Raw genomic sequence first — 9831 nt, 5'->3', positions numbered from 1 at the left:
CTTCAGACACATCAAGATCTTGCTGCAAATATTCATAACCACAAAAATATTGCCAATAAATATTTTCCTTTAGCTCTTCCTCCGTAAACGAATCAGAACCGTTGTACATAGCTTGAAGCATTGATAATGCTAGCATTACTCTATGACCTTTCTTATTTCTACCAAATAGCTTGATTTCAATGTTAGGCAATGCTCTGGCTTCAAGTTCAGACCAATTTACTAAATCCCTTAGTTTATATAACTTGTTTTTAGGATTTAGTTTTGTAGATAATTTCTCTTCAAATAACCTTTCTTGTTTTTGGAGAAAAGTAATATTTTCTATAGGCATAATTTTAAAATCCGTAAGCTTTATGCGGTAATTATACCATTTTCTTATGGATTTTGTAAGCTGTTTATGACATGAAACCCCTTGTTAATTCAGGCGGGGAGAGTTTTGACGGAGGGACTAATGAGTGTTTTGGTAAATAACCTTAGCTTGATATAAGAATAAGATACTTTTAGTCAAAAATTAGGTTAAATTAGTGACTATCAAAAAGTCATTCTCCATGACGATATAATTAAATAGGTATTATATACCATCCCAGCGTTTGATAATATGAGTATCAATATTAAAGAGGTCTAGAATCCTTGCGTTAGAATGGTTTATTAAATCCTCTATAGAAGAAGGTTTATTATAGAACGCAGGTACGGCTGGACATATCGATACCCCAAGACGACTTAACTTTAGCATATTCTCTAAATGTATAGCATGAAGAGGAGTTTCTCTGACCATCAGGGCTAATTGCCTCTTTTCTTTAATCACTACGCTAGCAGCTCTATTGATTAAATTATCTTCAAACCCGTTGGCAATTGCAGAAAGTGTTTTCATACTACATGGTGCAATAATCATACCGCTGGTCCGAAATGATCCACTCGAAATTCGCGCTCCAATATCTCCGCAGTTATATGAATAGTCAGCAAGGTTTATTATGTCTTTTGTTATAAAATTTGTTTCAGTGGCTATGGTAAGATGAGCGGCTTTTGAAATTATTAAGTGTGATTCCACAGCAAGGGTTTTTAGGGTTTTTAGTAAGCTGATTCCGTATATTGCCCCTGATGCCCCAGTAATGCCGATAATTATTTTGTAAGTATTTTCTTTTTTGATCATACAAAAAACATTTGCCAAATATTTTATATTATACTTTAACTATATTATACTTTAACTTAAGTATTAGGTGGTGGATAATTCATAAATTACCCAATCTTTAAGTAGTAAAAATCGAGAGGATTTAATGAAATCACATATTGATAGTCTAAAACAAAAACACTCTGAGCTAGAAAAAAGAATAAAATCTGCTAACGACAATCATGCTCAAGATTATAATATTACTGAACTCAAAAAGCAAAAGCTTTTACTTAAAGAAAAAATTATAAAACTTGAAGAGCAGAGCCAGGGAGAGCAGTCATGAAAATCAATTGTAACAACAATTTTGAGCAAAAAATTTAGCTAAAAATGGTTTAGGTGAATTTAGTACTTGATCTTTTTTCCTATTTTTGTATTTTACTAGGAGGCATTATAAGTATTTATTTTTGTATGGTTTTACAGCTAATCAATACTTATAAAACAAGCGGGTGTAGCTCAGGGGTAGAGCGCTACCTTGCCAAGGTCGAAGTCGAGGGTTCGAATCCCTTCACCCGCTCCATTTTATTTATTAATCATTGGCGGTTGTCATATGTTTAAAGAACTTAATCTAGTTGGTGCTTTTGCGCTGATAGCATATCCAATGATTTTGATTACTTTAGCTGTTTTTTACGCTACTTCTCATCAAGTCGGTTGGTTTGAAGTGACTTTGTTCTTAACTGGCTATTACGTTTCAAATATTACTGTAGGAATTGGTTTCCATCGTCTTTGGTCTCATGATACCTATAAAACAAATAAATTTGTTGAATTCATATTAATTTTATTATCTGCTGGAACCCTACAAGGGCCAGCTCTATCTTGGGCATCAAATCATTTCATGCACCATACATATACTGATACTGAGAAAGATCCGCATACACCATTAAAATATAATAGTAGAATCATGGGTTTCTTATGGTCACATATGGGCTGGATGCTAGTTGGTGAAGGTAGTTATAAATCCATTGATAAAGTTACAATAGTAAAGCATGGAAGAAATAAATTGCTTAGGTGGCAATTAAAGTATTATTGGCACATCGCTATTCTTATGAATACATTGGTTCCAGCCGCGGTTGGATATATATTTGGAACTACTGCGCTTGCGGCATATGCAGGATTTTTATTTATAGGGCTTGGTCGCGCTGTGCAACAACAAGTCACATTTTTTGTAAACTCACTTTGTCATTTTGTTGGTACTCAAAAATATACTAATGGCACATCCAGAGATATTTGGTGGTTAGCCTTGTTATTACTTGGAGAAAATTGGCATAATTTTCATCATGCCTTTCCTTCTGATTATCGCAATGGCCATAAATGGCATCAATTTGATGTGCATAAATGGATCATATATCTCATGAGTAAATGTGGTTTAGCTTGGGGTTTAAAAAGAACGGCAGAGGTTCGTGTTGAGGCTAGAATTGCGCAAACTGTGGAGCAGGTTGCCAAGGCTCATAAAGAAAGACTCGAATTGCTGAAAAATAAGGTTGAAGAATTAGACGTTGTTTGTCAGCAAAAGTTCCAAGAACTAGAAAACTCTTCCGCTGGGGCGAAGGAAAAGTTTTGGCAATCTTTATCAAAAGCGCATTATAACCTAAATAATATTAAGCTTCAGCTGCAGAATCATATGAAGAATTTTGAAAATCCTTCTGATAAAATTATTAATGCAATAAACAAAAAGCTTAAAAAGGCAGAGAATTCGCTTCAAAAGCTTTATTTAGATATTGAACGCATTAAATCTTACGCTTAAAATATACCAGGAAAAATAACACTAGCGAGCTTCCTTGATTAAAATTAAAGGTGGCTTGTTTGTTATTATTTAACTATACTTTTTTATCTAGGACTCTGGTCTATCGACCAGCCTCCAATCTCAAGTAGTTGAAAAGATCCTAGGCCAAGAAGCAGGGCTTCGCCAAAGTTTAAGTTCAGCATGACGGATCGTGCTGCTGGGCACATGAATTTGTACTGTGATCAGGCACGTTCCAAACTATTCAGTTAACACACAATTCCCAAATAAATATTTACTACCTTTATTAATACGTTGACAGCTAAGCTGTAACAGGTGTTTACTTAAATATTACGAAATTAATTTTTGAGGTGTAAATATTATGGCAAAAGATGAACCTGATTTTTCTGGACGAGCTAACGGATTATTGGCGGATATCAATAGATTAGTTGGTAGGATAGACTCTTATAAGGAAAGTATAGTAGCTTTAAAACCTAGCCCCAGTGAAGAAAAAATATTACATTTTTATGGTAGTCTTAGTGTGATAGAAGGATTGGGATCTAAAGCTATCCGAGAGAACTCACCATCATCATCAATAGATAGGTTAGTTGAAGTTGTACATAAAAGTAAAAATGAGGCTTCAAGGTTAACCTCTGATCCAATTGAACTAGGAAAGTTGGAACTTAACTCTGCAAAAACAGAGGCAGCTCTTAAGGGTTTTGTTTTACCTTTATCATTAGGTGGCCCTTCTAATGAATTAGACAATTTTGGTTTAAACATTGAAGAATATGCAATTCCTATGCAAGCTACTAAGGAAGCTATATTGGCATTATCTAATAAAAATATTCCAAAAGAAGAATATGCTGAAGCAATTATAAAAAAGACCCAAGAGATATTAAAAAACGATCCTAAAGGATTCCCACCAGAAAAGCTGGAACAATATGAAAAATTTATTGCCCAAGGTAAGCAAGTACAGAAGCCTTCAAAACTAAGCCAAGCAGAATCACTAGCTGTTACTTCAGCCGTTGCTAAAAGTGTTGATGGCTTCATTAATTCTATGACAAAAGATGCACAAGTTGTGACACCTATACTATTAATAGATCAAAGTATAAAAGAACTTGAAAAGAAGGGATATAAATTCTCACCTGAAACAAAAAAAGAAATTTCTAAACAATTAATGCCGGCATTAAACTCTCTTGGAAGCGATTATCTAGCTGCCAACAATAATGATTTGGTTAAAGAGTTAGTGACATCAATTGACAAAGGAAAAAGTTTCTCATCCCGTTTTAGTGAAAATTTTGCTATTGGAAGCAAAGATTTACATTCTGTGGCTACAAAAATAAGTACGGGGCATCTTACGAAAAGTAATGAAGCTGCTGAAAAACAATATCAATCTCGTTTTTCAAAGATGGGAGCGAATTTAGGTTCTGACAAAAACTTCTCACAAAACTTGAATATTTTCTTAGAAGCTAGAGGTGAAAAGCCTATATCTCTTGAGCAATTTAAGAAATTATCCGATAAAGAGCTTGCTCAACATAGAAAAGCTGATCCGAAAGAATTTGATAAAGTAATTTTTGGTATTGGAGCTGCACCTGTTGTTGACAAGGCTAAACCAGTGGTCAAAGAGGTGCCGGTAGAGGTTATTGTTCCGCCAAAACCTAAAAAATTACCTGAAGGTCCTCCTTCTCGTCCTGCTCCTCGTCGCCCTATTTCTGCTCCTCCAGCTCTTATAACGCCAGTTCAGGTGCAGTCGGCGCCTAAATTAGAGAACGTTAGTGTCGTGGTGGATGCTATTGCTATAGGAAAAGCTACAGCAATTATTGATGCTTCAATAAAAGCAGGAGGGCATAGAATTACTCCTGAACGAGTTGCGAAAATTACTAAAGCTCTTGCGCCGACTCTTGCGAAGTTAGGTGCAGATTACCTAGAAAAAAATCAAGCGGGGTTAACCAAGGATCTTGTGGCTTCTTTGAAAGCTGGTCAAGGTTATTCCACTAGTTTTACAGGTAATTATACTGTTTCTACTGCAGAATTAGGAAAAATTGCAGTCAAAATGGAGAAGCAACATAAGCCACAAGCTAAACAACCAGTTTCAAAAGTAAAGGATGCACCACCAAAGCTTTCGCCAAAACTTGCTCAGCAAGCTAGTAGTGTAGGCCATAGTCATAATCTCCCTCATCCGCCGCCAGGCAGAGGTGGGCAGACTACTAAGCCTAAAACTCCCCCACCATTGCCGCCTAGGCCTAAAAGCCAAGGACCTAGTGGTGTAGGAGGGAGAAGCTGATATACTAACTTGATAGGTTTGCATACCTTCGGCTCATAATTTCAGGCAGCGGAAGAACATACCGGGTAAAGCCCGGTATGACTGCGAAACGTGGAATGACTTTTTCTTCTATGGTACTATGGAAGTTAGGTAGCTTGCAGTGGCTATATTGTTGGGGTTAGTCATTTTGCCAATGCATGTTACTTAACAGGAACTATGGATAAGGAATAGAGTCGTATGGTTTTATACTGGGGTTGCTGTGCACCGTCATCCTGAATTTACTTCAGGATCTCATGTGATAGAAGAAGATACTTGGTCGAAGAGACAGAGAAACCTAATGAGTTCAGCATGACGGTAGATAAGAAGATACCGGATCAAGCCAGGTATGACTATATTTCTTGCCGTACATAACTAAACCTAATATTTATCTTATCCATATTGGGGGTTACTTAGTGTCCCTAAAGCCTCTGAGTTTGTTTTAGGTCACTTGTATAACTGTCATGGCTAGTTGGATGAGAACTATTTATATCAATTCGTTCACTTGTGATCGTGGTACCTGGAAATGATGATAATCTATCGGCTTATTCCAGTTTCCTCCCCACTCGCTAAAACCATATTTTTTGAAAATTGGTACGATAGGCTCAACCATTCCTGGCCTTATGTTACTACGATTTAAGAAGTCTACTCCTGACTTAGGGTGCACTTGGACAGAGCTATCATCTTTAATCTCGAGATATGGGTTTTGTACTGGATTAATGTCGATTGCCAGACCGTATGCATGCATAGAAACTTTAGTCGAGCCCACAATTATTCTGAAGTTAAAGCTCGAACTATTATTAGCTGCCATTGACTTTTCATCGTCACCTTCATACTTATCGATAAGATAAACGCTATGTATTGGAAATTTTATCATCATTAATTCTTCAAAAATTTTAAGCACTGATTGAGCCAATTTATCAAGAACTATGATTTCACCAGACTGAATATTTCCTTCAAAATTAAAGTGACTAATTTCAACAAGCCTTAATTGTTCAATGCTAATTGGGCAATCAGATTGCCAAACATTTTTGTGTTGCATCTGTTTAACAATCGTACTTGGAATTTCTTTTATATTAAAATGCATAATTTAGGCCATGTAGTGTCCACCGTTAATGGACATAGTTTCTCCTGTAATAAAACCAGAATCATCGCTGACCAAGAATAAAACAGCTCTGGCAACTTCTTCTGGTTTACCTAACCTTTTGACTGGAATTTGTTCAATTATGCCTTTAAGCACTTCAGCTGGAACATCTTTCATCATATCAGTATCAATATAGCCAGGAGCAATACAGTTTACGGTAATATTTTTTGATGCCGATTCCCTAGCTAATGCTTTGGTAAATCCAATAATACCAGCCTTAGATGCAGAGTAATTAGTTTGCCCAAACTGTCCTGCTAATGCATTAATAGAGCTAAGGTTAACAATTCTGCCAAAGTTGCGTTCGCGCATGTTAGTTATTACAGAACTTGACATATTAAAGCATGAAGTTAGGTTCACCTCTATTACATCATGCCAACTTTGTGATGACATTTTGTGAAGCATACCATCTCTAGTAATACCAGCGTTGTTGATAAGTATCGAAACACTCTTGCCAAGCTCTATTTCAATTTTGGTTACGGCCTCGTGACATTCATTGATATTTGAAACATCCCAAGCCATTGATGTTATACCAGTATTCTTACTAAATTCACGTGCTAATTCTGTATGCGTATGATAATTTGCGATAACCTCATAGCCTGCATTTTTTAAAGTTGTTGAAATTGCAGCTCCAATTCCTCTTATCCCACCCGTAACGATTGCTAATTTTGACATGAATTCCTAGCCTAAGATTTATTTAATGATTGTAATTTGACCTATCTCTTGCAATTATTCAAGTCATTTTAGTAAAATTTTCTCATGAAAACTTTTCAAGCAGAGAAAAGATGATACTATCTGGCGAGTAGTTATATAGGTTACAATAGTTATATGAAGCAGTGCCATTTCTTTTTTATAATTATTTTCTTAAGTACGCATTTAGCTAAGGCAAATATCATTCGAGATTCCGAAATCGAAGAAACTGTAAACTTGGTAGTTCAGCCGCTACGAGAAGTCTCTGGCCTTAAGGATTTAAAAATTTACATCATCGATGACCCTATAGCTAATGCTTTTACTGCTGGTGGAAATGAGGTGTTTATTACCAGTGGACTAATTATAAACTATCCAGATCCAGATGTGCTACGCGGAGTAGTTGCTCATGAAATTGGTCATATCCTAGGCCATCATGTAGCAAGACGTGATGAAGTTGTAGATAATTATAAAAAGGCGGCTATTGGTACCACGGCTTTGGGTCTGGCTACCGCAATAAGTGGTGGTGCAGCAGAAGGAATTGCGATCGCAATGGGAGGTATGCATTTTTCTGAAAGATCAATTTACGCTTATTCTCGTGAATTTGAATCGAGTGCCGATCAAACTGCTATGCGCTTACTTGAGAAAAGCTCCCATAGCGTTGTAGGATTACTTAAATTCTTTGAAAAAATGCAGCTGCAATCGTTGGGCGATTCTTTTAATCAATATGATCAAACTCATCCTTTAAATAATGAAAGGTTACTTATACTTCGAAGCTTTAACAAAAGGTCAAAGTTTAGCACTAGCCAAAATAGTGACGATATTATTTATAAATATTCTCGCAGCTCGGCAAAGCTAGCAGCCTTTACTCTTGAGATAAATAAAATACTTGATTGTAAATTTGAAGATAATGTTGATGAAGTCACTCATTATATGAAAGCCATTAAATGCTTCAGAATAGGTAATTTTGACGATTCACTTAATCATATTAATTTTCTCGTAATGAAACACCCAGATGATAGTTACTATCACGAGCTAAAAGCGCAAATATATTTTGAGGCAGGGAAGAAGGCTGCTCTACATGAATATGAGCTAGCAGAAGAGACCAGGCCAAATGATCCATTGATTCGTTTAGGTAAAGCTATAGTTGGAATAACTGCTCATATGGATGATCCGCGTTATATTAACAGATATTATAAAGATTTATTATTTGTCCTTGATAAAGAACCGGATAATCTTCTGGCTCTTCACTATATGGCAATTTATTACGATAAGAACGGGTTGACGGGTAAAAGTTATCTAAACACAGCCCTTATTGCTCTCAAGTCTGGACGTATAAGTGATGCGCGCAAGATGGCAACAATGGCTATGAGTAACTTGCAAAAGAATACACCAGATTGGTATAAAGCTGGTGATATTTTAGAAGCTACAAAATAAGTTTACTTGTAAGCGGTTATTTTTATTTTGCAATGAGAATATGAATCAAGTATCAAAGTGAGACCAATTCACTTGTGAAAGCGATTAATTATAAAAAATTTCAGGCCGGCCTACGTAGTTATCTATAATTCCGTGTGCTTTGCTATATATTACTAGCTTGAAAGTGATTTAGTATGAGAGTATCTTAGTAATACAAAAAAAAACTATAAGGAATAAAATAATGATCCAAAAACTATTTAATTTTGCTTTGGCGATAATATTCATAATACTTGTAATACTGTTTGCTTACAAAATGACAAAAACTCCTGATGTAGTATCAGCCTCTGTGCATGGTTCTTCTGCTGAAGTAGGTGCAGAAAAAAAAGATGTCGTAGATGCTAAAGATGATATGCAACAAGTTATTAAAGATTACATTATGAATAACCCTGAAGTTATCGTACAGTCTCTTGAAGGGCTTCATAACAAAAAACTGGCTGAATCAACAAAAAAGACTTCAGATTATTTACAGGAAAATAAAGCTCAAATAGAAGAAGCTGAGTCTCCTCCTGTATTAGGCAATCCAAAAGGAGATATAGTTGTAGTTGCTTTTTATGACTATAATTGCTCTTTTTGTAAAAAAGCGAATGAATATGAAAATGAAATTATATCCTTAGATCAAGGAGTAAAAATTGTCCTAAGACCCATACCAATTCTAGGCGGAACTTCTGGATATGCAGCAAAAATTGCTCTTGCAGTTCAAAAGGTTTCTAGTAGCAATTTTTTGAACATACATAACGAATTGATGCAAATGAAAGAAATCACTGAAGAAAATGTTAAGGCGATGCTAGCAAAGCATAATATTGATTATACTTTAGTAGAAAACGAAGTTAATAGTTATTCTGTAAAGCAAATGATTGCTAAAAACTTTGATTTGGCTAAAGATCTTGGAATTAAAGGAACTCCTTCATATGTTATTAATGGTAATTTTGCTCCTGGATTAATTCCAACAGACAAGTTTAAAAGTATTATTGTGCAATTGCGTGCTGGAGCTGAAGAAAACGCTCATCCTGCTGAAAATACTCAAGAAGAAGCTGTTCCTTCTGTTGAAGATAAAAGCAGTAATGATGTAGATAGTAATAGTACTACAGACAAATAGCTGTGTTTGGAAATTATTTTGAAGCTACAATTGTTTTCAAGTTGAGAGTAGCGATATAATTCTTGTAGTATCTTAATCTGAACCTAGATAAGGGATAATATGTTTATTGGGCAACATAGGTTGTTATCTTTGTAAAAAAGCCATCCTGAATTTAGATTCAGGATGGCTTTTTTAGTCTCTCCGTCAAAACTCTAAATTTTTGATATAATTTCAAGAATTTCAAAAATAAATCACCGCACATTCATTTTTT

Annotated in this window: 9 protein-coding genes and 1 tRNA gene; 6 read left to right on the top strand and 4 right to left on the bottom strand. The window is 35.4% G+C overall.

Features of this window, described 5'->3' with window-relative positions:
- Together Megvenef_RS04970 and Megvenef_RS04965 are read right to left on the bottom strand one after the other, a co-directional pair.
- On the bottom strand, positions 1-328 hold a 328-nt coding region (locus Megvenef_RS04970; protein ID WP_322776878.1), incomplete at its 3' end, for a transposase.
- 240 nt (positions 329-568) lie between these two features.
- Entirely contained in the window at positions 569-1147 is a 579-nt protein-coding gene (locus Megvenef_RS04965) for a UbiX family flavin prenyltransferase (protein WP_322776877.1), read from the bottom strand.
- Between the two features lie 124 nt (positions 1148-1271).
- Here Megvenef_RS04965 and Megvenef_RS04960 point away from each other — a divergent pair, with 124 nt between their 5' ends.
- The 4 genes from Megvenef_RS04960 (at position 1272) to Megvenef_RS04945 (ending at position 5166) form a co-directional block, all read left to right on the top strand.
- Positions 1272-1448: a DUF465 domain-containing protein gene (locus Megvenef_RS04960; RefSeq protein ID WP_322776876.1), complete on the top strand. Its 177-nt coding sequence runs from the start codon at positions 1272-1274 to the stop codon at positions 1446-1448.
- 159 nt (positions 1449-1607) lie between these two features.
- Positions 1608-1682: transfer RNA gene (locus Megvenef_RS04955), tRNA-Gly, on the top strand.
- 30 nt (positions 1683-1712) lie between these two features.
- The gene (locus tag Megvenef_RS04950; RefSeq protein ID WP_322776875.1) at positions 1713-2906 is read left to right on the top strand and encodes a fatty acid desaturase; all 1194 of its coding nucleotides are present in this window, start codon (positions 1713-1715) and stop codon (positions 2904-2906) included.
- A 358-nt stretch (positions 2907-3264) separates the two neighbouring features.
- Positions 3265-5166: a hypothetical protein gene (locus Megvenef_RS04945; protein WP_322776874.1), complete on the top strand. Its 1902-nt coding sequence runs from the start codon at positions 3265-3267 to the stop codon at positions 5164-5166.
- A gap of 502 nt (positions 5167-5668) precedes the next feature.
- Here the strand turns inward: Megvenef_RS04945 and Megvenef_RS04940 are convergent.
- Together Megvenef_RS04940 and Megvenef_RS04935 are read right to left on the bottom strand one after the other, a co-directional pair.
- Positions 5669-6268, bottom strand: coding sequence for a M15 family metallopeptidase (locus tag Megvenef_RS04940; protein WP_322776873.1), 600 nt, complete (start codon positions 6266-6268; stop codon positions 5669-5671).
- Positions 6269-6271: 3 nt separating this feature from the next.
- Positions 6272-6997: an SDR family oxidoreductase gene (locus tag Megvenef_RS04935; RefSeq protein WP_322776872.1), complete on the bottom strand. Its 726-nt coding sequence runs from the start codon at positions 6995-6997 to the stop codon at positions 6272-6274.
- A gap of 153 nt (positions 6998-7150) precedes the next feature.
- On the opposite strand from Megvenef_RS04935, the gene Megvenef_RS04930 reads away from it, so the two are divergent.
- Positions 7151-8446 carry a M48 family metalloprotease gene (locus Megvenef_RS04930; RefSeq protein ID WP_322776871.1) on the top strand — a complete coding sequence of 432 codons (1296 nt, stop codon included), beginning with the start codon at positions 7151-7153 and terminating at the stop codon, positions 8444-8446.
- A 220-nt stretch (positions 8447-8666) separates the two neighbouring features.
- On the top strand, positions 8667-9581 hold the full coding sequence (locus Megvenef_RS04925; RefSeq protein ID WP_322776870.1) for a DsbA family protein: 915 nt from the start codon (positions 8667-8669) through the stop codon (positions 9579-9581).
- The last annotated feature ends 250 nt before the right edge of the window (positions 9582-9831 follow it).

Origin of the sequence: Candidatus Megaera venefica (genome assembly GCF_034554655.1) — a bacterium.
GTDB classification, from domain to species: domain Bacteria; phylum Pseudomonadota; class Alphaproteobacteria; order Rickettsiales; family Rickettsiaceae; genus Megaera_A; species Megaera_A venefica.
This window is presented reverse-complemented; position numbering and strand designations above follow the sequence as displayed.

Excerpts from the sequence above, each read along its gene's own strand:
- Megvenef_RS04965 (WP_322776877.1), bottom strand. The coding sequence starts at position 1,147 with ATGATCAAAAAAGAAAATACTTACAAAATAATTATCGGCATTACTGGG.
- Megvenef_RS04960 (WP_322776876.1), top strand. The coding sequence starts at position 1,272 with ATGAAATCACATATTGATAGTCTAAAACAAAAACACTCTGAGCTAGAA.
- Megvenef_RS04950 (WP_322776875.1), top strand. The coding sequence starts at position 1,713 with ATGTTTAAAGAACTTAATCTAGTTGGTGCTTTTGCGCTGATAGCATAT.
- Megvenef_RS04945 (WP_322776874.1), top strand. The coding sequence starts at position 3,265 with ATGGCAAAAGATGAACCTGATTTTTCTGGACGAGCTAACGGATTATTG.
- Megvenef_RS04940 (WP_322776873.1), bottom strand. The coding sequence starts at position 6,268 with ATGCATTTTAATATAAAAGAAATTCCAAGTACGATTGTTAAACAGATG.
- Megvenef_RS04935 (WP_322776872.1), bottom strand. The coding sequence starts at position 6,997 with ATGTCAAAATTAGCAATCGTTACGGGTGGGATAAGAGGAATTGGAGCT.
- Megvenef_RS04930 (WP_322776871.1), top strand. The coding sequence starts at position 7,151 with ATGAAGCAGTGCCATTTCTTTTTTATAATTATTTTCTTAAGTACGCAT.
- Megvenef_RS04925 (WP_322776870.1), top strand. The coding sequence starts at position 8,667 with ATGATCCAAAAACTATTTAATTTTGCTTTGGCGATAATATTCATAATA.